At 35.2% G+C, this 26,749-nt stretch carries 30 protein-coding genes; 2 read left to right on the top strand and 28 right to left on the bottom strand.

Annotated features, from left to right (window positions below; genetic code table 11):
• Positions 1-4 precede the first annotated feature (4 nt).
• The 15 genes from yidD to HMPREF2818_RS05800 form a co-directional block, all read right to left on the bottom strand.
• On the bottom strand, positions 5-256 hold the full coding sequence (yidD, locus tag HMPREF2818_RS05870; protein ID WP_000920196.1) for a membrane protein insertion efficiency factor YidD: 252 nt from the start codon (positions 254-256) through the stop codon (positions 5-7).
• Positions 256-978 (bottom strand): pseudouridine synthase, encoded by a 723-nt coding sequence (locus tag HMPREF2818_RS05865; RefSeq protein WP_001222206.1) that lies wholly within the window; start codon positions 976-978, stop codon positions 256-258. The genes yidD and HMPREF2818_RS05865 overlap by 1 nt, the downstream gene beginning before the upstream one ends.
• Positions 968-1,552 carry an SMC-Scp complex subunit ScpB gene (gene scpB / locus HMPREF2818_RS05860; protein WP_000221690.1) on the bottom strand — a complete coding sequence of 195 codons (585 nt, stop codon included), beginning with the start codon at positions 1,550-1,552 and terminating at the stop codon, positions 968-970. The genes HMPREF2818_RS05865 and scpB overlap by 11 nt, the downstream gene beginning before the upstream one ends.
• Positions 1,549-2,256, bottom strand: a complete 708-nt coding sequence (locus tag HMPREF2818_RS05855; protein WP_000351874.1) for a segregation/condensation protein A — start codon at positions 2,254-2,256, stop codon at positions 1,549-1,551. The genes scpB and HMPREF2818_RS05855 overlap by 4 nt, the downstream gene beginning before the upstream one ends.
• Positions 2,256-2,996: a site-specific tyrosine recombinase XerD gene (gene xerD / locus HMPREF2818_RS05850; protein WP_000606413.1), complete on the bottom strand. Its 741-nt coding sequence runs from the start codon at positions 2,994-2,996 to the stop codon at positions 2,256-2,258. The genes HMPREF2818_RS05855 and xerD overlap by 1 nt, the downstream gene beginning before the upstream one ends.
• Positions 2,986-3,459 (bottom strand): cyclic-di-AMP-binding protein CbpB, encoded by a 474-nt coding sequence (gene cbpB, locus HMPREF2818_RS05845; RefSeq protein ID WP_000560705.1) that lies wholly within the window; start codon positions 3,457-3,459, stop codon positions 2,986-2,988. Before cbpB ends, xerD begins: the two co-directional genes overlap by 11 nt.
• Positions 3,456-3,977: a metallophosphoesterase gene (locus HMPREF2818_RS05840; protein ID WP_001007723.1), complete on the bottom strand. Its 522-nt coding sequence runs from the start codon at positions 3,975-3,977 to the stop codon at positions 3,456-3,458. Before HMPREF2818_RS05840 ends, cbpB begins: the two co-directional genes overlap by 4 nt.
• Entirely contained in the window at positions 3,959-4,933 is a 975-nt protein-coding gene (locus tag HMPREF2818_RS05835; protein ID WP_000167813.1) for a nucleoside-triphosphate diphosphatase, read from the bottom strand. Before HMPREF2818_RS05835 ends, HMPREF2818_RS05840 begins: the two co-directional genes overlap by 19 nt.
• Complete coding sequence (gene racE / locus HMPREF2818_RS05830; protein ID WP_000378351.1) at positions 4,930-5,724, bottom strand: glutamate racemase; 795 nt, start codon at positions 5,722-5,724, stop codon at positions 4,930-4,932. The genes HMPREF2818_RS05835 and racE overlap by 4 nt, the downstream gene beginning before the upstream one ends.
• Before the next feature lie 174 nt (positions 5,725-5,898).
• Complete coding sequence (locus HMPREF2818_RS05825; protein WP_000108275.1) at positions 5,899-6,138, bottom strand: YneF family protein; 240 nt, start codon at positions 6,136-6,138, stop codon at positions 5,899-5,901.
• A 157-nt stretch (positions 6,139-6,295) separates the two neighbouring features.
• Positions 6,296-6,838: a hypothetical protein gene (locus tag HMPREF2818_RS05820; RefSeq protein WP_000039538.1), complete on the bottom strand. Its 543-nt coding sequence runs from the start codon at positions 6,836-6,838 to the stop codon at positions 6,296-6,298.
• 61 nt (positions 6,839-6,899) lie between these two features.
• On the bottom strand, positions 6,900-7,421 hold the full coding sequence (locus HMPREF2818_RS05815; RefSeq protein ID WP_000647218.1) for a transcription repressor NadR: 522 nt from the start codon (positions 7,419-7,421) through the stop codon (positions 6,900-6,902).
• A gap of 67 nt (positions 7,422-7,488) precedes the next feature.
• Positions 7,489-8,178: a Bax inhibitor-1/YccA family protein gene (locus HMPREF2818_RS05810; protein ID WP_000999457.1), complete on the bottom strand. Its 690-nt coding sequence runs from the start codon at positions 8,176-8,178 to the stop codon at positions 7,489-7,491.
• Positions 8,179-8,200: 22 nt separating this feature from the next.
• Complete coding sequence (locus HMPREF2818_RS05805; protein WP_000760496.1) at positions 8,201-8,704, bottom strand: HD domain-containing protein; 504 nt, start codon at positions 8,702-8,704, stop codon at positions 8,201-8,203.
• A 37-nt stretch (positions 8,705-8,741) separates the two neighbouring features.
• Entirely contained in the window at positions 8,742-9,485 is a 744-nt protein-coding gene (locus HMPREF2818_RS05800) for a TrmH family RNA methyltransferase (protein ID WP_000207503.1), read from the bottom strand.
• Positions 9,486-9,516: 31 nt separating this feature from the next.
• On the opposite strand from HMPREF2818_RS05800, the gene HMPREF2818_RS05795 reads away from it, so the two are divergent.
• Entirely contained in the window at positions 9,517-9,795 is a 279-nt protein-coding gene (locus tag HMPREF2818_RS05795; RefSeq protein ID WP_000755489.1) for an acylphosphatase, read from the top strand.
• Positions 9,796-9,879: 84 nt separating this feature from the next.
• Positions 9,880-10,812, top strand: a complete 933-nt coding sequence (yidC, locus tag HMPREF2818_RS05790; protein WP_000751922.1) for a membrane protein insertase YidC — start codon at positions 9,880-9,882, stop codon at positions 10,810-10,812.
• A 198-nt stretch (positions 10,813-11,010) separates the two neighbouring features.
• Here the strand turns inward: yidC and HMPREF2818_RS05785 are convergent, their stop codons facing one another.
• The 13 genes from HMPREF2818_RS05785 to nrdR all read right to left on the bottom strand — a co-directional run bounded on the left by HMPREF2818_RS05785 (position 11,011) and on the right by nrdR (position 26,603).
• Entirely contained in the window at positions 11,011-11,676 is a 666-nt protein-coding gene (locus HMPREF2818_RS05785) for an amino acid ABC transporter permease (RefSeq protein ID WP_000611501.1), read from the bottom strand.
• A gap of 23 nt (positions 11,677-11,699) precedes the next feature.
• The gene (locus HMPREF2818_RS05780) at positions 11,700-12,557 is read right to left on the bottom strand and encodes a transporter substrate-binding domain-containing protein (RefSeq protein WP_000751026.1); all 858 of its coding nucleotides are present in this window, start codon (positions 12,555-12,557) and stop codon (positions 11,700-11,702) included.
• A gap of 160 nt (positions 12,558-12,717) precedes the next feature.
• Positions 12,718-14,178 (bottom strand): amidase, encoded by a 1,461-nt coding sequence (locus HMPREF2818_RS05775; protein WP_000231320.1) that lies wholly within the window; start codon positions 14,176-14,178, stop codon positions 12,718-12,720.
• Positions 14,179-14,281: 103 nt separating this feature from the next.
• Positions 14,282-14,764 carry a transcription elongation factor GreA gene (greA, locus tag HMPREF2818_RS05770; protein ID WP_000818772.1) on the bottom strand — a complete coding sequence of 161 codons (483 nt, stop codon included), beginning with the start codon at positions 14,762-14,764 and terminating at the stop codon, positions 14,282-14,284.
• Between the two features lie 72 nt (positions 14,765-14,836).
• Positions 14,837-16,639, bottom strand: coding sequence for an endolytic transglycosylase MltG (mltG, locus tag HMPREF2818_RS05765; protein WP_000134314.1), 1,803 nt, complete (start codon positions 16,637-16,639; stop codon positions 14,837-14,839).
• An 86-nt stretch (positions 16,640-16,725) separates the two neighbouring features.
• On the bottom strand, positions 16,726-17,229 hold the full coding sequence (locus HMPREF2818_RS05760) for a GNAT family N-acetyltransferase (RefSeq protein WP_000586873.1): 504 nt from the start codon (positions 17,227-17,229) through the stop codon (positions 16,726-16,728).
• Between the two features lie 85 nt (positions 17,230-17,314).
• Entirely contained in the window at positions 17,315-18,646 is a 1,332-nt protein-coding gene (gene murC, locus HMPREF2818_RS05755; RefSeq protein ID WP_000048109.1) for a UDP-N-acetylmuramate--L-alanine ligase, read from the bottom strand.
• A 9-nt stretch (positions 18,647-18,655) separates the two neighbouring features.
• Complete coding sequence (locus HMPREF2818_RS05750) at positions 18,656-19,273, bottom strand: divisome accessory protein ZapJ (protein WP_001079337.1); 618 nt, start codon at positions 19,271-19,273, stop codon at positions 18,656-18,658.
• Positions 19,274-19,437: 164 nt separating this feature from the next.
• Positions 19,438-22,536: a pilus expression-regulating Snf2 family helicase gene (locus tag HMPREF2818_RS05745; RefSeq protein ID WP_000089129.1), complete on the bottom strand. Its 3,099-nt coding sequence runs from the start codon at positions 22,534-22,536 to the stop codon at positions 19,438-19,440.
• Positions 22,537-22,691: 155 nt separating this feature from the next.
• Positions 22,692-24,002 (bottom strand): ribosome biogenesis GTPase Der, encoded by a 1,311-nt coding sequence (gene der / locus HMPREF2818_RS05740; RefSeq protein WP_000244019.1) that lies wholly within the window; start codon positions 24,000-24,002, stop codon positions 22,692-22,694.
• Between the two features lie 47 nt (positions 24,003-24,049).
• Complete coding sequence (gene dnaI / locus HMPREF2818_RS05735) at positions 24,050-24,952, bottom strand: primosomal protein DnaI (protein ID WP_000843629.1); 903 nt, start codon at positions 24,950-24,952, stop codon at positions 24,050-24,052.
• Entirely contained in the window at positions 24,949-26,124 is a 1,176-nt protein-coding gene (locus tag HMPREF2818_RS05730; RefSeq protein ID WP_000074512.1) for a DnaD domain protein, read from the bottom strand. Before HMPREF2818_RS05730 ends, dnaI begins: the two co-directional genes overlap by 4 nt.
• Positions 26,124-26,603: a transcriptional regulator NrdR gene (gene nrdR / locus HMPREF2818_RS05725; RefSeq protein WP_001203682.1), complete on the bottom strand. Its 480-nt coding sequence runs from the start codon at positions 26,601-26,603 to the stop codon at positions 26,124-26,126. The genes HMPREF2818_RS05730 and nrdR overlap by 1 nt, the downstream gene beginning before the upstream one ends.
• Between the last annotated feature and the right edge of the window lie 146 nt (positions 26,604-26,749).

The raw sequence follows: 26,749 nt of genomic DNA, 5'->3' as shown, positions 1-26,749 counted from the left end.
TATATCAATCTGATATATCCGTTTTATTACGTCTTAAGCTAAAATGATCAGGGACAGGATCATTTCCTCCGTGGGCTAAGGGATGACATCGCAAAATACGTGCAATCCCCATCAACACACCTTTTAGACCATGTTTTTGAATAGCTTCTATCATATACGTAGAGCAAGTTGGACGATAACGACAGCTAGCTGGGAAAGCTGGAGAAATATTTTTTTGGTAAAAGCGAACCAAGAAAATCAAAAAAGATTTAAGCATTAAGATTTATTAATAGCCGCATTATGCAACTGGCTAATTTCTTTTTTATTTAATCGTCGTGCTTCCCCAGGACGGAGACCCGTTAAATCTAAGGTACCGAATTGTGTACGAGATAGCTTGTCCACTAATAACCCAACTTGTTCAAACATTTTCTTAACTTGATGATTACGACCTTCATGAATAGTTAACTCAACTACTGAACGATTTTTTTCATGATCCACTTTTATGATATTATAGCGAGCAGGTTTTGTTTTCTTACCATCAATAACAACGCCACGCGTTAATGGTCGAAGGTTTTCTTTAGTAGCTATTCCTTTGACACGTGCTAAATAAACTTTATCAATTTCATTACGAGGATGAATCATTTTATCAGTAAAATCACCATCATTAGTCAAAATTAAAAGTCCAGTTGTATCCCAATCCAAGCGACCAACAGGATATATCCGTTCTTTGACTTGTGGCAACAAGTCAATAACTGTCTTACGTCCTTTATCATCTGAGACACTTGAAATAACACCACGTGGTTTATTTAAGAGATAATATACCTTCTCTTCGTTGTAAATTGGACTTCCTTCAATTTCAACCAGATCACCAGCCTTTACTTTGGTCGCCAATTCATTAACCACTTGACCATTAATCGTGACCATTCCTTGCTTGATTAATTCCTCAGCTTTTCTACGACTTGCAATCCCTGCATGCGCAATATATTTATTAATTCTCATTGTTTTCCTTATCTTCTGTATTAATTGAATCCATTGAAAATAACGATACTTCTTCGTCAACTAATTCAATTGAAGAGGCGTCAATTAAGTCATCTAACTGATTAATTCCCATATAATCTAAGAAATAATTAGTTGTCTCATAAAGGTTAGGACGTCCCAACACTTCTTTCTTTCCAGCCTCTTTAATTAAACCAAAAGCTATCAGTCTCGTTATAGCTCCACTGGAATTCACGCCACGAATATCATCAATTTCAATCCTAGTAATAGGTTGTTTATAAGCAATAATAGATAGAACTTCCAAACTTGCCCGAGATAGACTCTGATTAATCGGAGCCTTCGCATAATCTCTCAACAAAGTCATATAACTATCCTTTGTTACCAATTTATAAGTTTGTGCTGTCTCAAGCAATAATAGACTAGAATCGTCATCTTCTTCATATCGTTTAGCCAACTTTTCTAGTTGCTGTATTAATGCTGATGGTGTCAAAGACAATAATTCTGCCATTTGACGCAAACTCAGTCCATCTTCACCTGCAACAAAAAGAAGAGCTTCTATTGAGCCTAAATAAGTCATTTCTCTTCCTTTCTTAAGATAACTTGACTAAAATTACTGTCTTGTTCTACTGTGATTTGATGTAATTTTATCAACTCTAACATTGCCAAAAATAAAGTTATCATTTCAGATTTTGTTTGGCAATCCGCAAACACTTCTTGTAATGTCGTTTTCTTTTTAAGATTAAAATGTCTTTCAATAACGATCATCATATCTTCAATACGGTAGTCTTCTTTCTCAATTACCGTTTGACTATTTGACAATTCTTTTTGTTTTTGGGACATCATTTGAGAAAAAGTCAAAAAAAGGTCCATCACCGATTTATCGTGTAGAAGAATTGCATCTTCAAAGATAACTTCTTGTTTTGGTTTTGAAAAATATTTGGCACGTTCCTGATGCTGATTAGCTAACTCTTCACTTAGCACTTTAAAACGTCTATATTCCTCTAATTGGCTCAACAATTCCATTTCTGGATCATCTTCAATAGGAGTTGACTCCACTACTTTAGGTAATAAGTTACGGCTTTTTATCAACATCAACTGACTTGCCATAAGCATATACTCACCAGCTACTTCTAGACGCATCGCCTGTAATGTTGCTATATAAGCAAGGTACTGCTCAATAACTTCCACAATCGGTACATCGTATATATCAACCTCATATTTAGATACGAGGTGTAAGAGCAAGTCTAGGGGCCCCTCGAAATCTTTTAACTTAATATCCATTATCTATAATATCTCTCTAAAGTGATAGGAGTTTTTAAGCCTAGAAGGCGGCTGAGCTCCGTCATTGTTTTGCCATTTTCTTTTTGCTTTAGAATAAATTGTTCTCGCAGAAGTTGTGCAGTTAGTTGTTGCTCATTCTTCTCATTTAAGAAATCTGTTAATTGATTAAAAAACCATTGTCTAGAATAAGGCTTACCGTTATGCTCAAAGACTAAGTCACCATCTTCCTCTAAAGATTCCAAAAGAAAAGGAAGCAAGTTTTCTGGAAGTTTTAAAATACGCTTCATCTGCGATTTTTCAATACTTAAGATATTAAAAGTTGTATCAAAATCAGCCTTCTTCAAATTAGCAATTTCAGCCGGAGTTAAACCTAAAGATAAAATCAACAAAGCAATCAAACGACCACTCGGATAATCTGTATCTTGATAGAAATTTGATAAATCCATTATTTGAGACTTTGTCTGAGTCAAAGTGATTTTTTCAGTCTCTTGTAGTCTGTAAAATTCCTTCAGCGTTCCTCTATTATACAAAAAGAAAAGAAATTGATTGACTGCAGATAACTTTCGCTTACGAGCTGTTAACTTAAATTCACTTAGAGACTGTTGATACAATGCCAGTTTTTCAGAATTTACATGTCCACCAATTATTTTATAAAATTGCTTTAAATCATAGTGATAGGACTTACGCGAATTGAGAGATAATTTCTTACTCTCAATAAAATTATTAATATCATTTATCATTGTTTTTAGGAGTGATAGTATATTCGTCTGTAAAATCATGTAGGAGGCTATTAATAGCTTTTAAAATCGATTTACGGGTTATAATGCCTCTAAAATCATTTTGATCACTGATAACAGGTAAAAATGGATAATCTACAATCTTATGCATAATTGCTGTCAGAGTAGCTGCCTCATTAATCGGCTCGATTTTTGTATTAACCATCTCAACAATATCAGTCTGTGCCATCTCCCAATCTGTTAATTGACCTTTAGATTGGTAAGCCATAATGTCTGAGATACTAATAGTACCTACATATTTTTTTTCTTTAGTGATAACTGGTACACGTGAAAAACCATTACTTGCTAATAGTAACATAACGTGGTCTGCATTGTGCGTATCCACAAAAATAGCAACGTCTTCAGCTGGAATTAGATAGTGGTCCAAATGACTTAGCAAAAACGACTCAAATTCTTTAGCAATCATCTTGAAAATTCCTTTGTCAAGTTAGGATAGGGTTGGTGTTGGCGAGTATAATACTCTACCAAAACCTTACTATCTGTTATAGTTACAACAGCGTAAAGCTTCTCATTTATTGGTCCTCTTGGCTGCAAAACACTACCTGGATTGATAAAAATAGTTTTACCATTTTTCCAAGCATCTGCACGATGAAGATGACCGTATAAACAAATATCCGCGTCTTCTTGCTGAGCTAATAAATCCAATTTATCCCAAGTAAAATTAATTTGATGGAGATGACCATGGGTTTGAACAATAACAGTATTATCTATTTTTGTAACCAAAACTTCCGGATAACCTGAATCATAATCACAGTTTCCTGTGACCACATGAATTCCTTCCCATATAGGATCTGAGCTAGGAAGTTCGGAATCCCCATTGTGAAAAATAGCATCCACTTTTCCCAAATAATGATTCTTTATATCTTTTACAATGTCACGATCTCCGTGAGAATCACTCATTACAACTAATTTTCTAATTGCCATTTTGGAAATACCTCCATCAATTTACGGACAGCTTGCCCACGATGTGATAGATTATTTTTTTCTTGTGCGCTCAATTCAGCTGCTGTCCTACTACCTTCTCCGACAATAAAGAGCGGATCATAACCAAAGCCATTTTCCCCCTTAGGTTCCGTACCAATATAACCTGGCCACTCTGCTTCAACTACCAAACTTTCTTTATTTGGAGCTGACACGACTAAGGTTGTATGAAACTGTGCTGAACGTCTTTCTTTGTCAAATACCATGGCTAATTCATGCAATAATTTGGCATTATTACGAGCATCTGTCGCGTCAGGACCTGAAAAACGAGCAGACCATACCCCTGGCAAACCACCTAAAGCATCTACTTTTAATCCGGAATCATCTGAAATCACCATTTTCCCAGTTAATTTTGAAATAGTCTCTGCTTTAAGTCGAGCATTTTCTTCAAAGGTCATACCAGTCTCTTCAACTTCTGGTAAATCTGGGTAATCATTTAAATTTTCAACTTTGAGTCCTAATTTCCCAAATAATTCTCTAAATTCCTTAGTTTTTCCTTCATTGTGAGTCGCAATTAATATGGTATCCCCAAAATTATTATCATTCTTTAAATCAAAGAATTTTTCTAAAGAAGTGCCCTCTTTAGGTAAGTGAACTAAGAACAACTGATCATCTTCACTAACTAAGATGGCCCCTTTATGTTGAGTCACTTTGATGTGCCTTGAATACTCTTGATTAATCATATCAACGAGGAATGCTAATAATTGAAAATCCGAAGTCATCTGCACAACGTGAAGCTGTAGACCTTCAACTTTCAAAGTTGATAATAGACGATGAAAAACATCTTGGATAGCTTCGTAAGATTCATCATTACCAAAACAAGTAAAATAATTAAAAGCTTGGAAACTACCTAAAAACCAATTGCCTTCAGTTTTACTTTCAAAAATTGTTTTTGTCATAATACTATACGCTCCACATTTATTTCTTGACTAAGCCATTGTTCTGCAATTTCTTTAAAACCTTTTGGGCTGGCGGTTGTGTAAAAGTGATGACCACCGTGTTTATTTTGCCAATTATGGTTTATCTCAAAATAGTTCAATAAAACAGAAATATCACGAACGGTTTCTGCGCCACTATCAATTAATTTAACCTCAGCCCCCATAACATTTTGAATGATGGGACGTAATAAGGGATAATGCGTGCAACCTAAAATTAAAGTATCTAATTTACCAACTAATGGGGACAGCGTTTCATAAACCACCTTTTTGGCTAAACTAGAAGACATCTGATTTGATTCCACAATTGGAACAAATTTCGGACAAGCAAGGGATACCACAGCAGTATTTGGAGACAAAGCTTGAATTTTTTGACGATAAGCATCTGATTTAACAGTCATGGGAGTACCTATAATACCAACTTTCCCTGAATTAGTTGATTTGATAGCTGCGCTAGCTCCTGGTAAAATAACGCCTAAAACAGGTATGTCTAGTTTTTCTTTAATTTCTTGCCAGGCAACTGCAGTTGCTGTATTACAAGCTATAACAATCATCTTAACATTTTTAGTCAATAAGAAATTAACCATCTGCCAGGTAAACTCTCTAATCTGTTGAGCAGGTCTAGGACCATACGGAGCTCTAGCCTGATCTCCAATGAAGATTACTTCCTCTTCTGGAAGTTGACGGAACATTTCCTTAACAACCGTTAAACCACCTACACCAGAATCTAGAAAGCCAATAGGCCTACTATCCATTTTTATTCCTCCAATATTAGTGACTAAAAGAGGCTGGACAACAGTCCTAGCCTCTCTATACAATAACCAATCAGTCAAATCTACACTTGACCAAGTTTGCCCAAATCTTGTCTAGAAATCTGATGGACTATCACTCACTATTTCATCACTAAACGCTTCAATGCTAAAACACTCTTATTTTTTAGTTTTGATAGCTGTTTTTGCGTGTTTTACAATATTACGGTATGTTTGTTGAACTTTAGCTTCACTAGGTTTTTGTCCCATTTGACTCATCATTTCACGAATAGCATCCGGTGTTAAACGAGGGTGCTCTCCAATCTCTTTTTCAATTTGTTTACGAGCAATAAAAATGCCTCCCACGAGACCACCAAACAAAGCGACGATAATTAATAAAATCCAAATAGTTGTTGACATCTATTCATTCTCCTCATTTATTTACATGACTCATTATAGCAAAAAAAGAAAGAGTTTACAAATATATGTAAACAAAATCAAAGCCTCTATCGTCCTTGTCACGTCAATACACTATTAAATTTTCACTAGAGCATGATTAAGCACATAGCCGATTCCTTTATCTTATCCTAAGTGTTTTCCCCAACTTTTGTGTCATCCATTTCCAAATGAAGAGAGCTATATAAAAATCTACCAATCCATGTAGCAGAGAGCCTAGCCCTATCAAAGAAAATAGTGACCATAAATAAGTTGAACTACTGTTAGAAGTCATTGTGATTATATAAACAGTAATAAATTCGAGCAGACCATGAATTATGTTAATAGCTACAGCAAATAACAATGTTTGCCATTTACTCATCAATAAAGAGGGCTTTGACTTAATCAAGAAAGCCGCAATTAATGCAAATCCGATATGTGATAAAGCTCTAAGAACGATTACAATCGGAAAACCAGCTAGTAGAAATCCAAGTCCTGTCCCTAAAGCTACCAATATTGCAACTGGAACAGATATAAAAATACTTAAAAATAAAGGTACATGGCTTGCTAAGGTGAAAGAAGCAGGCCCAATAATTATTTTAGCAGGCATGATTATAGGAATCATGATTGCAAAAGCTACTAAAATAGAAGTATAAGAAACCATTTGTGTTGTTTTTTTTGACATTTTTATCTCCTTTGAAGCTATTATACAAAATAACCTTACAGGTGTAAAGACACCTGTAAGGTTATTTGTCTATGTATAAAATTCCTGCTTTTTTTAGAGCCTCACATATTTGGTCAAAAACTGACTGATCTTGACAAGAAATCATATGTGTATGTAAACCATCTGTCAAAGAGGATAGCAATTCTGCATTGGAAACTTTTAATTTAGCAGTAAAATTATCAATGTCTTTTTGGCTTTGAATGTTTAAGGGAGCAGTCAGCATCCCATAAATAGGGTGCTCTACCTCCACATTCATAATGATTCCTTGATACCGCAAAATAATTTTCAGTTCTTCTTCTGTCTGTTCTATGCCATGCTGACAAACCAATCTAGCTGTGAATTGATGAGTACTTAGAGCACTGGACATAAGGTATCCTTTTGGGGTAGAAATAATATCACATTGTTGTGCACGCAATAAGGCAATATCTCCAACAATCACCTGCCTACTAACACTAAAAATCTTTGCTAATGTGCTTGCCGATATAGCTTCTTTTGTTCCTTTTAAAGTCGTTAAAATATTTTCTCGACGCTCCTGTGCCTTCATATAACAAATTCCTTCTTTGGTGTTATTTCACAATTAAAAACTGGCTAGAATATCTAACCAGTTAGCCTCAATCATTTCGTGCAAAAAGACGAAGAATATTTAAGAATAGATTAATAAAATCAAGATAAAGGCTTAGTGCCATCGAAACTGCCCAACCATCTGCGACTTGGCCGCCTTGGCTATTGTAGACATATTTAATCATTTGGTTATCATAAGCAATCAATCCAGAAAAGATGATGACACATACGATACTAATGATATAACTCATACCCCCACTACCGATAAATAAATTAACAAGACTTGCAATTAAAATCCCAATTAAAGCAGCCATTAACGCTTTACGCATACCTGATAAATCTTTTTTAGTCTTAGCTCCAATCAAAGCCATTGCAAAGAAAACAGCTGCAGATGTTATAAAAGCTTGAAGAACTGTTGTTTGCGTGTACCTTGCGATAATGAAACTTAAAGTAAACCCATTCAAAGCTGAATAAATCAAAAATAATGGTAATGCAGCTGGTGTGTTTCGACGCGCCGCTCCACTAGCAACAAAGACTAAAACCAATTCTAAGATGATTGCTCCAAAATACAACCCTGGCATTTTTTGCATGATGGCAATCATATTTTGTGGAAACATATACAGCATAATCGCAGAAACAGCAGCTGACAAACCTACTCCTATCCCTACAAGACCGTAAATCTTAGCAAAAAATTGATTCAGCCCTGAATCAGATTGTGTGTAAATGACGTTATCATTCATATGTATTTTCCTATTCTAAATTTTAATGATTGTGACTACCTAAGAATTTGCGACTAAAACGGATAGGTTTCTTAAAAATACGTTTGAGTGGACGAGAAGCCTCTCGTACTGCCCAATACTTATCAACCATAGTCACAATATAACTTTCTTTATAACGTGGTGGTGCAATAGTCGCTCCCCACATGTGTTTCAAAATAATATCTTCTTCTCTAGCGTTTAAATCAGTTAATTTTCGCGCATTACGAACCGCTATCCTTGGATGAACCCAAGCATGGCTCTTGTTAAATTTCGTTACACGCCAATCGTAATAAAAGAAATCATGTAGTAAACCACCTCGAGCAGTACTACTCGCATCCCAACCAAACTTCTTAGCAATTTTATAACTTGTATAACTAACATTTATAGAATGCTCTAAGCGAGTTGAGTGATGATGTTGGACAATAGCTTCGAGTTTTTGGAAACGTGGATGGTCAATAAGGTGACCGACCAAATCCATGAAGTCCTTATCGTCTTGATACTTTTTCATTATAATCACCCCTCTGGGGATATTATAACATATGAACTTAAATTAAGCTGAAAATGACTACTCCCGCAGCTACTGCTACATTAAGACTTTCTGCTTGTCCAGGCATTTCAATATGTGCTAGAACATCTGCTTCTTCTGTCATAGTTTTGGAAATTCCCTGTCCCTCATTTCCCATGATTAAAGCAAAATGATCATATTTAGGGAGATTTTTATAATTTACCGATTGTTCAGATAAAGTTGTCGCAATCATAGTTATCCCTTCTGCTTTACAAAAGTTAACAAACTGCTCTATTTCTACCCTAAATACTGGTAAATGAAAGTGACTGCCTTGCATAGAACGAAGTGTTTTTTGGTTATACAAATCAGCAGATTTCTGAGATAAAAAAACAGCATCAAAATTCGCTGCATCTGCAGTTCGAACCATTGTCCCTAGGTTTCCTGGATCCTGCACATCTTCCAATACAAGAAAACGCCCTTTTTTAATATCTGTCCATCTTGTCTCTTGAAAGGCAATCTCAGCTACAATCCCTTGAGGAGTCTGTGAGTCAGTTAATTCTTTCAAAACATCATCTGTAACAACAATAGCTTCCTCGGGTTTTCTCAAACGATCTATTGCCGTTTCTGTCACAAAAATATTTAAAAATTGTGCACCATATTTTTCAGCTTCCTCAAATAAATGCCAGCCTTCAATAAGATATGAAGATTTCCGATATTTTTTTTGTAACAACTTTTTCGTTTTTTTAATGAGATTATTTGATTTTGAAGTTATAATAGTAGTCATAAACCTATTATATCAGAAAAGAGGTCAAGTTATGAAAAAAGTTCATTTAATTGTCTCAGGGCGCGTTCAAGGAGTCGGATTTCGCTATGCAACTTATTCCTTAGCTTTAGAAATAGGTGATATTTACGGTCGCGTTTGGAATAACGATGATGGAACTGTTGAAATTTTAGCACAATCCACAGATTCAAATAAAATGACACAATTTATTCAGAAAATTCGAAAAGGACCTTCAAAATGGTCTAAAGTAACTTATGTTGATATTAAACTAGATAACTTCGATGATTTTAACGACTTTAAAATGAGGAATTAAAAATCATTCTGCAGAAGTATTGTTTAATTCTTAAAAAAAAAGTAAAATAGATAGGTATATTAAAAATTAGAGGAACTAAAAACATTGAAAAAAACATTGAAACGTATCTTATTCTCTAGCTTATCTTTGTCTATATTATTATTATTGACAGGATGTGTTAGCGTTGATAAGGCTGGAAAACCCTATGGAGTTATCTGGAATACTCTTGGAGTGCCTATGGCCAACCTCATTACTTATTTCGCTCAACACCAAGGGCTTGGTTTTGGTGTCGCTATCATTATTGTAACCATCATCGTACGTGTCATTATCTTACCACTTGGACTTTATCAGTCTTGGAAAGCTAGCTATCAAGCTGAAAAAATGGCGTACTTTAAGCCTTTATTCGAACCTATCAATGAACGACTACGCAATGCTAAAACACAAGAAGAAAAATTAGCAGCTCAGACAGAATTAATGACAGCTCAACGTGAGAATGGCCTTAGCATGTTTGGCGGTATTGGCTGCTTGCCATTACTCATTCAGATGCCATTTTTCTCAGCTATTTTCTTTGCTGCACGCTATACTCCTGGAGTCTCTAGTGCAACCTTCTTGGGACTTAACTTAGGTCAAAAGAGTCTGACACTTACTGTCATTATCGCCATTCTTTATTTTGTACAATCTTGGTTGTCAATGCAAGGTGTTCCAGATGAACAACGTCAGCAAATGAAAACAATGATGTATGTGATGCCAATAGCGATGGTATTCATGTCAATTAGTTTACCTGCTAGTGTTGCGCTTTATTGGTTTATTGGTGGTATTTTCAGTATTATCCAGCAGCTAGTTACCACTTATGTACTTAAGCCTAAACTACGCCGAAAAGTAGAAGAAGAATATACTAAAAATCCTCCTAAAGCCTACAAATCTAATAACGCACGAAAAGATGTTACAAGTTCAACTAAAACCACTGAATCTAATCAAGCAATTATTACATCTAAAAAAACAAATCGTAACGCCGGAAAACAAAAAAGACGGGGATAAAACAAGCATACTAAATAATGGTGTGTTGTCCTAAACAGTTAAAGATTATTATGTAATTCAAGTAAAAAAGACTTAGCTATGTAGAACATAGACTAAGTCTTTTTAGTTTTGCCTAACTTTTCATATAAAAAGCACCCTAAAAGTCAGATAAAAATCTAGCTTTTAAAGTGCAAGTAATCTAGCTAACAGACTACCTTATTAATAAAGTAATCGTTTTTCCCACCAGTCTTGAATAATTGCATAAAGCGTACAAATTACCCAATAGATAAGGGCTACTAAGATATAGGCGGTCATATAGTCGGAGTAGGTTCCCCCAACTATTTTAGCATTATTAAAGATATCAGGTACCGTAATCATCGCAGTCAATGATGAACCCTTGACCATATCTAGCAAAACATTACTTAAAGAAGGGAGTGCAATTCTTGTTGCTTGCGGAATAATAATGCCTCTATAAATCGTCGGTGTTTTTAACCCTAAAGCTCTAGCAGCTTCCCACTGACCATGATCAACAGCTAAAAGAGCTGCTCTGATAATTTCTGATATATATGCACTAGACATCATGGTAAAACCTACGATAGAAGCAGTCACAGCATCTAACTGTATCCCTATAAAAGGCAAACCAAAGTAGATAAGAAAGAGTAGAACCATTAAAGGAATCCCACGCATTAAGGAAATATGAATATTAGCTAGATACCTCAGTAAGCGGAGATGAGACATCTTCATTAGAGCTACAAAGAATCCTACGATAGCTCCTAAAATAAAACCAACCAAGGATAATCCAATGGTATATGGTAACCCCTGAATAACACTTGGAAAAGCCTTAACAGCTAGTTCCAAATTAAAAATGGCATCCCAGTTTATCACTTATCTACTCCTCTCGAAATATTTTATTTAACTTTAATTACTGGAATTTTATCTGTTCCAGCAGGTTCTTTTGTGAGATCTTGACCAGCATAATATTTTTCAGAGATTTTTTTCAAAGAACCGTCTTTCTTCATATCCTTGATAGCTGCATCAATTTTTGTTTTGAGGCTCTTATCTTTTTTACTCATCACAATACCTTGCTCAGTCGGATTATATTTCACATCACCCATTTTTACTTTGATATCTGGATATTGTTTTGTTACATATTTTACAGCAATGACTTGTGTGTAGTAATCATTCGGAATAAAATCTGTACGTCCAGTTGATACATCTCGAAGGTAAACGTCATTAGTTACGTTGTCATAAATAACAGGTTCAGCGCCTTGCTGTTTTGCAATTTTCATATATTGCGTTCCAGCGCCACCACCAGCTTTTTTACCTTTCCAGTCAGATAAATCTTTTGCTGTGATCTTTGAAGAGCCATCTGCACGTACAATCATACCTCCAACAGAATATTTATAAGGTTGAGAGAAATTGTATTTTTTCAAACGCTCGGGAGTTGTGTCGAAGTTATTGACAGCAACATCCACCTTGCCACTATCTACAGAAGTAAATGATTCAGCAACTCCAACTTCAACAAACTTAACTTTTATCTTAAGTTTTTTAGCGATCGCTTTCATCATATCAATCTCATAACCAGTCAATTTTTTATGGTCATCATAATAACTTGTTGGATAAAGCGTTGCAGGGGTAGCAACCTTAAGGACACCATCTTTTTTAATATTGTCCCATGTTGTTTCTTTGCTAGATTGACCATTTGAGCAAGCTGCTAATGTCATTGCAGATAAACCGACTAAACCAAGTAAAATTGTCTTTTTCATAAGTACTCCTGTAGATTAAATTATATTAAAATGGTTTGGCGTACTCTATCGAAAATTAAATTTAATGAAAATTAATACATAAATTTACGATAATAATACAACCATTGTTAAGAGTACCATATTGTATCCGTTTTCGCAAAAATATTGTTTACTTTTCAAATTAATGGCAAACAGGCCCTTTGAATTGCTTCTCTTTTTCAAACAACTCTGCAACAGCAAGCAATAAATCTTCTCTCCCTTTAGCCGCTGTCAATTGTACACCTAAAGGTAGCCCCTCTTTAGTTAGATGAGTTGGTATGGCTAAAGAAGGTTGCCCAGTCAAGTTTGGCTGATGTGTAAAAGGTGTCCAGGCCATTGAGTCTTCAAACATTTTCCAAATTAAATCCTGTTGTTCACTTACTGAGAATTCTCTCATATGCCTCAATTGTTTCTGGAGTGTCTCGTCTAAATCAAATTGTCCATGAAAAGGAGCTGGTTGATTAGTTGCTGCTGTTAAAATTAAATCATAATTTTCATGAAACCTCGCCATGGTGGCTGCAAATTGATCCCATGAATCTAAGAGTTTACTGTAATCTTTAGCCAATACCCTTTGTCCACTCTGATACATAGCCCAGGTCATTAATTCCATATCGCTAAATTCCATTGAACGCCCTAAACTCTTTTCGATGCCATCAAACATTGCTGCTGTTTCAACGCTATTCATCATACAATAAGTTTTCATAGAATGAATACCATCTAAAGGTTGTTCTACTAATTCTAAATGATTCCCTTTTTGAGACAGAAAATCTGCGGCTTCTTTAATAGCTGCTTTAGCCTCACTTGATACCTTTGTTTTTAAGGGAGAATCCATCAATACTGCTATTTTTAGGGGTTTACTAACGCTAAACTCGAAAAGACTCTCTTTGCTGAGTTTTTTCAGGGGAAATGGACTTTCTACTTGATATGATTGTAAATAATATAATAGTCGTTTTGTATCTCTAACTGACTTTGTTAAAGCAAAATGACTAGAAGCCCCTTGCCAACCTCTATAGGATGAAGGTCCAACAGGTATACGTCCTCGACTCGGTTTTAAACCAATCAAACCATTAAAACTTGCTGGAATTCTGATTGACCCTCCTCCATCACTAGCTCCTGCAATTGGAACCATTCCTGAACTAACAGCTGCGGCTGCACCACCACTAGAGCCTCCAGCATTTCTTGAATGGTCAAATGGAAGATTAACATTCCCGTGAAGTTGACTATCACTAATATTCTTAAAACCAAATTCAGGGGTATTTGTTCTTCCTAAAATAATAAACCCTAATTTTTCAAAGGACTGCACTAAATAGTCTGTTTGTTTAGCATAATAGTGTTTAAATAATTGTGAACCTGAGGTTGAGAGCTGTCCTTTTTGATTCTGTCCCAAATCTTTCAGAAGAATAGGAACTCCTGCAAAAGGAGCATTTGATGCATTTGCGTATTTGGCTGCTTGACGCGCCTCATTATATTGCTTGCTGACAACAGCATTAACGCTTACATTCTGTTCCTCGATCTTGTAGATTGCTTGCTCTACTAATTCTTGCGACGAAACCTTATGCTGTTTTATCGCTTGTGCCATAGCGGTAGCATCTTTAAAAACCATATAAACACCTCATAAAATGTATTTTTATTATAAGATAACAAAAAATACTTAAAAAAAATAGAATAACGTCTAGACTCTAGATATTATTCTATGATTTATACTATTAATTTGTTTTTTCAACACTAATGATTTCAACTTGATAGCTACCAGCAGGTGATTCAATTGTAGCTAAGTCTCCTGTTTTTTTACCAATTAAAGCATGAGCAATTGGGCTTTCATTCGAAATTTTTCCTGAAAAAATGTCAGCTCCAGCAGCACCAACGATATGGTAAGTATCTTTATCATTTGTACCAACTTCTTGGACAAGGACAGTTTTACCAATTGCAACCTCATCTTTAGCAACTGCATCACTATCAATAATTTCAGCATAACGAATTTTTGTTTCTAAAATTTGAATTTGGCCCTCAACAAATGCTTGTTCGTCTTTTGCTGCATCATATTCGCTATTTTCTGATAAGTCCCCATAAGAACGAGCAATCTTGATACGCTCTACAACTTCTGGTCTACGAACTAATTTTAACTCTTCAAGTTCTTTTTCAAGTTGATCTTTTTCCACTTGTGTCATTGGGTAAGTTTTTTCTGCCATTTTATTTCTCTTTTCTTTTCATTTTTTCAAGTCAAAGATATAAACATGATGACTCGCACCATGTTTATAAGCTTAGTTAATTTGACTATTGATATATTTTTCAACGTTAGCCTTGTGTGTTTCAAAGTCTTTAGCGTAGTATACATTTCCGGTCTTCACATCAGCGACAAAATAAAGATAATCTGTTGAAGCAGGTTTTATAGTCGCTTCAATTGCTGAGATACTTGGACTATCAACTGGTCCAGGCATCAAACCAGTATTAGTATAGATGTTGTATGGTGATTTAATTGAAGTATTAATTTGAGCATCTTCAGCTAAACTTGTTTTATCACCTAATTTCCCCATAGCATACAAAATTGCAATGTTACTTTGAAGAGCTTGACCGGCTGATAATCGGTTATAAAAGACACTTGCTATTTTACGGCGATCTTCGTCTGTTGATCCCTCTTTTTCAACAAGAGATGATAATGTCAAAACATCATTTACAGACATATTCTTCGCTTTAATAGTGTTATAGTAAGGTGCCATCTTAGTATTCATTGTTGAAATCATATCTTCAACAAGTCCTTCTAAGGTTGTATCTTTATAATAGTTGTAAGTAGCTGGGAATAAATATCCTTCCAATTGATAAATAGCTTTTGATTTATCAGGTAGACTTCCTAGTAAATTTGGATATTTAGCTACCATTTTTTTAATAAACGTTTCATCTTGAACAAGTTTCAAGAAATCATCAGCTTTATAAGGTGTACTTGTAGTCTTTGTATCAATTTTATTAGACTCAATAGCTTTAGCAATCTGTTTAATAGTGTAACCCTCGGTAATTAATATCTTACCTAAAGCTGGTTTTGTCGGTTCTGCAGTTCCGCCTTTTTCCAATTCAGCAGCAATCTGATCTAAAGTCATACTTTTTTTAAGATTGTAGTATCCACTTTGAAAATTACTATAGTTTTTGAACTTGGAATAGTAATTAAAGACTGTGGCGCTCTTAATGACTCCTGCTTTTTCTAAAATTTGACCAATTAATTTATTCCCAGATCCTATCGGAATTTCAACTTGTACAAATTTATTTGAATTGGAATCAACAGGTTTAATAGCACTATCTACAAAACGATAACCTACAAATGCTGTCAAGAGCAATACAAGTATGATAATTGATATCAGAATACGTGCAATTCGTTTTGCCACATTATCTGCTTTCTGACGTCTTTCACGCTTGTTATGTTTGTTCTTGGCTGACAAAGCTATATCCTCTTCTTCTTTTGACAAATCCTCTACTCGGATAGGTTCCTTTGCTACGGGCTCTAACTCTGATGTCTCACCAAGTTTTACATTTTCACCTTCTGTAGGAATATCTGTTGCTCTCACAAGAAAGATTTCTTCCGTTTCTTGATTAGGCACAGCAGTTGCAACATCAGTCTTATCTGCTTTTAAATCTATGTCAGGTACATTTTCAGTTGTCCTAAATTCACTAGATTTGGAGCCGCTATCAAGCTCTCTTGAAGGTTCCATCCCTTGATTGATAACTTGTTCTTCTTGGGAAGCTAATGCTTGTTCCGCCTGACGTCTTTCTTCTTCTCGAGCAGCTTCTGCCAGAAGTTTCGCCTCAATCCGAGCCTTCTCTTGCTCTTCTAAGCGTTGCTTAGTCTCTAGCGCCTTTGCTCTAGCTTCTTGTTCGTCTTTCAAACGTTGCGCTTCATAATCTGCCATCAATTGTGCTGTTCTGCGAGCAGCTTCTTTGGCTTCTTGCTCTTTTTGATAGAGTTCTTCTTCACGCAACTTTCTCAAACGGTTAGCTTCTTCTAACTCTGCCAGAATTTGTTCTTTAAAACTTTTCTGATCATGGTTAGAATGCTGATCGTCATTAAATTCGGTCAAAGAGATTTCCTCCTAATAATAATCACAGGCAATTATATCTTAAATAGTCTATAAAATCAACAAAACTTTGACAATGTTATCTACTTTTAACAAATTGATCGTGTTGGATTATTCCAAATCATATTATACCAAAGCGAACCACCATGTTGGGAGTCAGATTCTCCCTCATCTTTAAATCCATTCATTTCATAGAAGGAAATTAAATCATCATGGCAAGTTAAACTTATACCATCTCGTTCTTGAGAAACAACCAGGTCTTTCATCGCTGCTAATAATGCTGTACCAATCCCCTGACCTTTAAAATCAGGATGTATTGATAGACTAGTAATTCCTATAAAACCACCTTCCCTTACAGGGATTTCAGAAACTTTATGGAATAAATCGTCCGTTAAGTACCGACCTTTAATAACCGGTCCTTCAATGTAACCTGCTAAACGACCATTAATCTCTGCAACTAAAAAAGTATCAGTCATTATCATTAAACGTTCTTGCATTGCTTTTTTACTCGCAGCCTCTGCTTCTGAAAAATTTATTCGTTCAATACTAATGACTTGCTGTAAATCCTCTAGGCAACCATTTCTAATAATCATACTCATCTCCTTAATTTCTTTATGAAATTCTCTTGATAAAGTCAGATAGAGGACTGAGAAACTTCTCTCAGCCCTTACTATCAACTTATTGTGTATTTTTAGTTAGGTTAGCTAATAATTCTTCAAAAGAGCGCTCATACAATTGAATGTCTCCAGCACCCATAAAGACATAGACAGCATTATCATGATTGAGTAAAGGCGAGACATTTTCGACTGTCACTAAATCTGAGTGTTTGACAATCTTAGCAGCTAAATCTTCTACCTTCACCTCACCATTATCTACTTCTCTAGCAGAACCATATATTTGAGCAAGATAAACGCTATCCGCTTGACTCAAAGCATGGGCAAAATCGTCTAAAAGAGCTATCGTACGAGTGAACGTATGCGGTTGGAAAATAGCTACAATTTCTTTTGACGGGTATTTTTGTCGAGCAGCATCTAATGTCGCAATAATCTCAGTAGGATGGTGAGCAAAGTCATCAATAATGACAGTATCGTCAATAATCTTCTCAGTAAAACGACGTTTTACCCCTGAAAATGTCTTCAAATGCTCAGCTACTAATGCCATATCAATTCCCATTATGTAAAGGTTAGCAATAACAGCAGTTGCATTTAAGATATTATGTTTACCGTATGCTGGTACATGAAACTGACCAATTTCTTCTTGGTTATAGAAAACCTTAAAGTCAGAACCATTAACAGTTCGAGTGATGTCTTTTGCTATAAAATCATTTGAATCTTCAAAACCATAATAATATATTGGTGCCTTAGAAGTGATTTCATGAAGTTTTGAATCTTCTCCATAAATGAATAAACCTTTTTGAACTTGCTTAGCATAGTCATTAAAAGCATTGAATACGTCCTCTAGGCCTGTAAAATAATCAGGATGGTCAAAATCAATATTGGTAATAATTGAGTATTCTGGATGGTACGGCATAAAATGACGTTCGTATTCATCAGCTTCAAACACAAAGTAATTAGCATTAGCAGAACCACGTCCTGTACCATCTCCAATTAGGAAAGAAGTGTCTGTAATATTTTTTAAAACATGAGCTAATAAACCTGTCGTTGAGGTTTTTCCATGTGCCCCAGCTACACCTAGACTAGTGAACTGACGCATAAAATCTCCGAGAAATTCATGATATCGTTTAAAATGATAGCCCTTTTCAATAACATAAGCCAACTCTTCATTGTTATCTGGACGAAAAGCATTTCCTGCAATAATCTCTAAATCCTCACTGATATTATTCGGTGAGAAAGGTAATATAGTTACACCTGCTTGCTCTAAACCACGTTGGGTAAAATAATATTTGTCAACGTCACTTCCTTGGACGTTATGTCCCATTTGATGAAGCATCAGTGCTAGGGCACTCATTCCGGATCCTTTAATACCAATAAAATGATAAGTTTTTGACATGGTCTCTCCTTAATTAATGTCTTTAAAACGTGTCAGATTTAATTCTTGAGCCTTGGCTCTTTCTTTGTGAAACTGATTGTCTTGTTTATTGTAAACTTGACTGCGTTTCAAAAAATCAAAATTATTTTTCTTTGTTTTTGGGTTCGGTGTATTATCAGGTTCTTGAAATATGATTGGAATTTCTGCTAATATATAGCTTTCCTGCTGTAAACGATCAGAAAGATGACTTAGTTCAGTCACCTTTCGCTGAGTTTGTTTTTTCGGTACTGTTGCCTTCAATTGTTGCTGAAAAGCTTCCTTTGATGGCGCCTTAAATTCCTGTTTCGCATAGTAAGCTTGTCGTTTCTCCCGAACAGACCTCTTTGCCTCTTGTCGAGATTTGCTCAACTCTGTCGCTTTTTTTACAAAACTCTGCGGTGGTACAGGATCATTTTCAATTACCTTAGGATGTGATATTTCTTCATGTTCATAATTGCTTTTGACCATGCTTTGATATGTTTTTTCTTGATAAAAGCCTCGAATGTTGTTAATTAAATCTTCATTATCATAAAGATTCATCTTTACAAGCGGAGACATTACTGGTTCATCATCTGCTATCAACGGAAATCGTCTAGAGCCTCTATTCACATTATCACTTCCTTTCTACAACAGACCTATTATAAACTAATTTTTCTGTTTTTTCAAAGTTTTCAACTAAGTAAAGCTTATCAGATTGGTATTTTTCATTCATTTATATAAAAAAGAAAGCGAGAGACCACTTTCTTTTTTATATTATAGTCACATTATCATATTTATTTAGAAACTCCAAGTATCTCTCGAATATCATCTACACTCATGCTAGCATGGGTTTCATTTCCATCCAGAACTGTTGTAACCAAATGTTTTTTAGTTTCTTGCATTTCTAGAATTTTTTCTTCGATTGTGCCTCTAGTAATCAAGCGATAAACCTCGACATTCTCTTTTTGCCCCAACCTATGTGCGCGACTAATCGCCTGCATTTCAACAGCTGGATTCCACCACAAGTCAATCAGAACAACGGTATCAGCTCCTGTAAGGTTGAGACCAACGCCACCAGCTTTTAAAGAAATCAAGAAAGCATCTTTTGATCCTGCATTAAATGCTCTGGTCATTTCATGACGTTCATTTGCTGGTGTAGAACCAGTAATTTTATAAGTTGTAAGCCCCATAGCTACCATCTCACGTTCTGCGATATCTAACATACCCCTGAACTGAGAAAAAATCAGAGCACGATGTCCATTTTCCTTAATTTGTGTTAAAAGTTGATGTAGGCTTTCTAACTTACCGCTTTCACCATCATAATCCATAAAAAGACGTGGAGTGTCGCAAATTTGACGTAATCGTGTGATGCCAGATAAAATTTCAATTTTACGACGATTTAAGTCAGCGTCACTAGAATGTTGGATACTTTCTTGAATTTGGCGTAATTGCGCCAAATAGATAACTTTTTGACTGTCTGTCATTTCATTTGGATAGTTCATTTCAATCAAATCCGGTAATTCTGGGAGAACTTCTTCTTTTCGACGTCTCATCACAAATGGTTTGATATAACGAGCAACTTGTTTAGGGTTCAACTTCAAAAACTCTTTCTTACCAGGTAATAAACCAGGTAAAATGATCTGGAAAATGGACCAAATTTCTAACAGTTTATTCTCAATAGGTGTTCCCGATAATGCAAAACAGTTTTTGACCTCAAAAGATCTCAAGCTATGGGCTATTTTAGTTTGAGCATTTTTCATAACCTGTGCTTCATCCAAAATTAAATAATCATAATTTCCTTCAGAATAAGTCTCAAAATCCTGCCTAAATGATGAATAACTTGTAATGATTACTTGATGACGTTCAGCAATAATTTCATCTCTACGAATCTTAGAACCATAGGCAACTGCTACATCTACGTCTGGCGCAAATTTGTGGAATTCATCTTGCCAATTATAAATTAAACTTGATGGTGATAAAATAAGCACACGAGAATCTCTAGTTAGTTTTGTACTTAAAAATGAAATCGTTTGAAGTGTTTTTCCAAGCCCCATATCATCAGCTAAAATCCCTGCAAAGCCATAATGATCTAACATACTTAACCAACGGACACCTGTAAGCTGATAATCGCGCAAGGAAGCTGAAACAGATAGACCAGGTATTTTAAACTTTTCTGGGTGTCTCAAATCTTCAATCAATTGGTAAAAATGTTGTGAAAAGCTAACATTATCTTGATTTGCAAACAGTTCTGATAATTGAAATGCTGCAATATTATCTAATTCAATATGCCCATTCTTTGCTCGTCTAGCTCTCAACCCTTGCAAAGTTGCACTTACTTTCTTAGTCTCTTCATCAAAAATAACTAATTGCCCTGATTTATTCACAAAATAAGGATTATTGTCAAACAAAGCTACCAGAGCTTGATCAACATCGTTTTCCAGTAAATCAGAGAAATCAAAAGAAATATCTAGCAGGCTTCCCTTAGCTTCAATATCAATTTGCGGTCGTTCTATGAGACGATAACTTTCCAATTTTGCGGATAAGCTCACTGTTCCCATTTTTTTAAATTGTGGAAGCATATAGGTATAAAAATCGTATAATTCTTGTGCACTGTATGCTGGATGGCTGGTTGAAAAGTGGGGTGCAAAGCCATATCTTTCTAAGAGTTTAAATATTTTTTCTTCATGTTTGAAGTGACTAGCAAATGTTAACTGTTCTAGTTCTTGACGATTATGAACAGTTAAATCATTACCATAATCAAATACCATTTGCAATAAAATTTCATTTTGACTATTAATATCGAACTCAAAATTTACCTTAAAATCATGAATAGAGAAGCTCCGTGGAGCATCTACTAGTCCAATCTCCTTAAAATCCAGTAAATGAGCTGCTAACTTATCTTGATCATCTAAATCAAAATGGATATGTTTTGCTAAATCTCCCTCAATGGGAAGACTACGAATAGCCGTTACCATCTTTTCTTGCTTCAAATTAAGATGGTAGAAAGTATCGCGATAAAACAAATAAGAATTCGCAAATAGTGGTTTTAAGTCTTTCTCTTTGATTTCTAATTCAATTGATTGCCTATGGACAATAACCTTAAATTGATAAAGATGATCCTCACCTTCTAATTCCTTAAAGTAGAGGTGATTAAATTGATGAAAATCACTTTCAAATGAAAAATTTTCTAAAGCATTCATCAAAGTAACGCCCTCTTCAAAAAAACCACGAGTGAGACTAAGGTGACGACCTTGATTTGGTAAAATAAACTCTAGATCAATTTTGCTTGAATGACTTGGAATGAGCCTCCATAAAAATTCTATCAATTCTTGACTGGTCTCATCAAACTGTATCAAAGACAAAGTTTCAAAGTATTGTTTTCCAATCTGATAATAAGCTTCTTTTCGAACAGTATTTAAAAAAGCTTTGATGTCACGAATAACATAACTTCTATCATCAGGCAGTCGTCTAATTTTTAAAGTCCACCAGATATCATTAGCATAAGGATTTTGTTCTCCTTGAGCCGATAGTTGATATTTTATAGTATCATCTTCATTAATAATTAGACTATCTAAAAAAACACTACCAAAAGAGGTTTTCTTCTTAGTTTCTTGTTGACTTTCTTGTTGAACTTGAACTTTAGATAAGATTGCTTTACCCTCTGGGTCGTTTTTCAAGAAATGCTCCAGAGCAGCTAAATGTTGACAATAGCCTTTTCTTGCAAAAAAATCACAAGAACATTTTGTTTCTTCTGTTACTAATGAATATTCAATCTGACAATCCCCAACTTTAGCTTTTAATAGATTACCTTCTTGAGAAATCAAGGACACCAAACCTTGTTCGTAGAGTTCTATACCTTGATTTCGAATACGTCCTGGAATCATTCTACTCATTATGCTACCACCTTCATCTTATCCCTCAATTATAACAAAATTCAAGTCCAATTTCTTGTAAAAATACTAAATTGATTGTTTTTTGATACAGTAACAAATAAAAAAAGGCTAAAACAACTGTCCTAACCTTCTATTTCAATTTCAACAATAAGATGTTATTTACGTTTACGTGCTATTAGATTAATTGGTGTTCCTTCAAAAACAAATGCTTCACGGATTTGATTTTCTAAGAAACGAAGATATGAAAAGTGCATCAATTCTTCTTCGTTAACAAAAACAACGAAAGTTGGTGGTTTAACAGCAACTTGAGTTGCGTAGAAAATCTTAAGACGTTTTCCTTTATCAGTTGGTGTTGGATTAATAGCAATAGCATCCATAATCACATCATTTAATACAGCAGACGGAATACGTTTGTTTTGACTTTCGCTAATACGTTTAATCATATCTGGTAGCTTGTGCAAACGTTGTTTTGTCTCTGCAGAAACAAAGATAATTGGCGCATAAGACAAGAATTGGAAGTTATCTCGTATATCAGCTTCCCACTGACTGACAGTATGATTGTCTTTTTCGATAGTATCCCATTTATTAACTACAATAATAATACCTTTACCAGCTTCATGTGCAAACCCTGCAATACGCTTGTCATACTCACGAATACCTTCCTCTGCATTAATCACCATAAGAACAACATCTGAGCGGTCGATGGCGCGCATAGAACGCATAACAGAATATTTCTCTGTGTTTTCATATACCTTACCAGATTTACGCATACCAGCAGTATCAATCATAGTATACTCTTGCCCCTGGCTATCAACGAAATTAGTATCAATAGCATCGCGCGTAGTACCAGCAACTGGGCTAGCAATAACACGGTCTTCCCCAAGGATGGCATTAATTAAACTAGATTTCCCAACATTTGGACGTCCAATCAAACTAAAACGAATAATATCTGGATTTTCATTTTCCTCTTCTACCGGAAGATTTTCCACAATAGCATCCAATATATCACCAGTACCAATACCATGAACTGATGACAAGGGATAAGGATCCCCTAAACCAAGAGAGTAGAAATCGTAAATATCATTACGCATCTCAGGATTATCTACCTTATTAACAGCTAAAATAACCGGTTTATTGGTCTTATAAAGAATACGTGAGACATACTCATCTGCATCAGTCACACCTTCTTTACCCGACACAACAAACACAATAACATCAGCCTCTGTCATAGCAATGTCTGCTTGGTGCTTAATTTGCTCCATAAACGGTGCATCAACATCATCAATCCCACCAGTATCAATTAATGAAAACTTACGATTTAGCCACTCACCCGTTGTATAGATACGATCACGAGTGACTCCTTCAACGTCCTCAACAATGGAAATACGTTCTCCTGCAATTCTGTTAAATAATGTTGATTTTCCAACATTCGGACGACCAACAATAGCAACTGTAGGTAATACCATAATTCTCCTCTCACTATTGGGAATACTCCCAATTCCATTCTATTTTATTAACGGCGATTCGGTCCTTCTAAGTGGAATTCTATCGCTAAATACCGTACGCGCTCCATAACTCGTTTCGCTTGCCAAGTTTCGTCGCTTCCTTTTATATTAGCCCATTTTCTTTCCAAATCGTTAAAACTATAATTTGACGTAAAGAAAGTGGGCAACTCTTCTAGCATACGATGTTGTAATATAACTTGTAAAATCTCGTCACGAACCCAAGACGTTGCCTGTTCAGCCCCAATATCATCTAAAATCAAAATTGGAACACTTTTCACAGCATCAATTTCATCTTTTACAGTTCCGCTTGAAATAGCATTTTTGACATCAATAGCAAAACTAGGGAAATGAAGAAGAGTCGTTGACACACCCTTTCTCTCTGATAATTCCCTCGCCATTGCTGCCATTAAATAGGATTTCCCAACCCCCATATCTCCATATAAATAAAGCCCCTTATGATTATATGAAGGATAAGTCTCTACAAAATCAAGCAGTTGTGACATAGCTTTCATTCGACTCTCGTTATTAATATCAAAATCAGTCATTCTGATATTCCGATAGGACTTGGGTAGATTAACTAAATTAATACGATCACTGATAGCTTGTTTTTTTTGTGCTTCAATTAACTCTCGTGTTTCTAAATAAGAAACATCTGCATAACCTTCATTCATAACCAAAATAGGCTCATAGCCTTTAGCAATATATTGACTATCCTTATTTTTAAATTTCTGACGCTCAATCAAAAATTGATTAAATTTAGACATGCTGATATTTATTTCACGCTGAGAAAGTTGGTGGGTTTTAATGAACTCCGCTACCTGAGCATCTGATAAAATCATTTGAATAAGCTCATCATTTGTATTGCGAGGCACTCTCCCTTGATTTTCTAATGCTTGTCCCACTGATTTCATGATTCACCATCCTTTCCTAATCGTTCTAAACGCTTGAGGGCATCCGTTTTAAACTGTTCTAATTCAATTTCTTTTTCTGGGCTAACCTCATCTTTATAATCAGGATTACTCCATTCAGGAACATTCGATTGTTTCTTCTTCGTTTCTGTTTTAGTCCTTACTTTTTGATCTGAAAAATCACGAATTTTAAGCACAGCATCTTCGGCCGTCATAACATTCTGAAAGGCAAAATCATTAGCAACTTTCATGATATAGGCCTTATTTAAGTTAGCAGATTTTGTCTTATTCAAGGTATATAAAACCATAACATTAATGACTTCGTCTAGGAAATTCATTTTTGCCAAATCCTCAAGTAAAGTCTTCTCACCACTTGTTGTCACTGCCTTACGGCTTCTCTTGATTTTTTCAAGGAACACTAGAGCACTATCATTTTTAGATTCCCTTAGTATGACCTTTTCATTATTTGTAAAACTCTGATTATCTTTAATATGCTGCCCCTCATTTTGTTGAACTTTCATTCGCTGAGGCGCAATCATTCCATTGATAGCTGTTTGTTTTGCTAATTGATAGGTATCATACCAATTTAAATGATAAAGTTCTGATACACTATAAATACCTAAGACATCATCTTTTTCATTGTTAAAGCGTAAGCCATCTCGCATCATCAAACGTTTGAAACTTTCCAAGTCAAAAACATTTTTACTCCGGTTTACCTCTTGTTTTGGTTGTCCTAAATCCGAGAAAACATCTGTAAATTTTTTAGAGATATCTCTAGCATTTTTAGGTATTTTCATATCTAATTCTGCCACTGCTACCTCTCCTATACGTTTTTCTAACAAACGACGATAGATGGGATTAGATAAAAATAACTCATTTGACATAGCTTGATTCAACTTAACAAGGTAAGTACCTGTGGCTTGGTAAACAGTCAACAAATCCAAAGCTGTTAACATTACCAATGCATCTTGAAATCTTGGCATCCCGTATTGCAGATGATTGAGAACCTCTGAAAATTTATGACGTCGTATTCCGTCATCAAAAAAATGAACAAAATAATCATAGAGTGCCATGGCATCACTTCCCATAATTGGGAAATACAATTGTATTAAACTATTACTATCATAAACAATCTTATTTTGCTTAATATATGTAAACTCATCTATTGGACTCATCACACGCTACCACTCTTTTTACTCCGTACGCGCTTTGTAATTTGTTGAAGTAGTTCTTCAATTTCGTCTACATCTTTAAAAGATTTATAAACACTAGCAAAGCGCACATAAGTAATCTCATCTAATTCGGCGAGTTCATCCATCACTAAATTTCCGATAGTGATACTAGAAACCTCATCTTCATACTCACTCCTAATTTTACGTTCGATACGTAAAATACAATTTTCAATATCTTCGCTCGAAACAGGGCGTTTTTGAGCACTCTGAATAATACCATTCAAAATTTTATCTCGAGAAAATTGCTCGCGAGTACCATCTTTCTTTATGACTAAAAGAGGCAATTCTTCCAAACGTTCAAATGTTGTAAAGCGGTTGCCACATTTTTCGCACTCTCTCCGGCGTCTAATAGTCGTACCTTCTTCAGCTTGTCGGCTATCAACCACACTAGATTTATTATAGCCACATTTTGGACAACGCATGTCAACACCCCTATTCTATCATATCATTTAATCATCTTATTTTAACACAAATTCAGTAATAACAAAAGAAGCGCCTCTCTTATCACCTCATCATATCAAAACACAAAATAATCCTTATGCCTTTTATCATTAAGCATAAGGATTTT

The sequence above is a fragment of the Streptococcus sp. HMSC076H09 genome, from assembly GCF_001811765.1.
GTDB classification, from domain to species: Bacteria; Bacillota; Bacilli; order Lactobacillales; family Streptococcaceae; genus Streptococcus; species Streptococcus agalactiae.
This window is presented reverse-complemented; position numbering and strand designations above follow the sequence as displayed.